Genomic DNA, 751 nt, shown 5'->3' on the forward strand with positions numbered 1-751 from the left:
ATCGAACTAACCAAGCGAACTTTGCGAAGATTCCGGGAAGCCCAATCGCCTATTGGGCCAGTAAAAGTTTGATTCATGATTTTGAAGTTGGAACGCGCATGGATAAATTGGTGACACCTAAACAAGGCCTTGCTACCGCCAACAATAATCGTTTTTTACGGGAATGGTATGAAGTTAAATATCAAAACATAAAATTTGACGCTAAATCGTTACAGGATGCTGAAGAATCAAGAATGAAATGGTTCCCGTACAACAAAGGAGGGTCATACCGAAAGTGGTACGGTAACTACGACTATGTAGTGAATTGGCAGGACAATGGAAAAGAGATTCGTAATTTCACTGACGCTAAAGGTAAAGTTCGATCACGCCCTCAAAATACTGATTATTACTTTCGTGAAGCGATAACTTGGTCTGATATTACGAGTGGGCATTTTAGCATTCGAATAAGAGAATCAGGAAGTATTCATGATGTGACTGGAATGTCTGCCTTTTCTTCGAGCAATAGTGACTTAATTTCTGTGCTGGGTCTTATGAACTCACCAGTTGGAAACTATATTTTTAAGTTATTGAACCCTACGATACATTTACAAGTTGGTAACTTTAATAATTTTCCAATAGTTAGAACACCTAATAGAAGGATTGTGGAATTTGTAACCCAGCTTATACACTTATCTAAAATTGATTGGAATTCTTTTGAAAATTCCTGGAGCTTCACCCGCCATCCGCTCCTTACTCACATCGCTGACGATAA

1 pseudogene is annotated in these 751 nt (G+C 38.6%); it reads left to right on the forward strand.

Annotated elements, in window-relative coordinates:
• A pseudogene (locus HEQ50_RS12595) lies at nucleotides 1-751 on the forward strand (BREX-1 system adenine-specific DNA-methyltransferase PglX); the annotation flags it as partial.

It is taken from the genome of Lactobacillus sp. HBUAS51381, from assembly GCF_012641095.1.
Classification (GTDB): Bacteria; Bacillota; Bacilli; order Lactobacillales; family Lactobacillaceae; genus Levilactobacillus.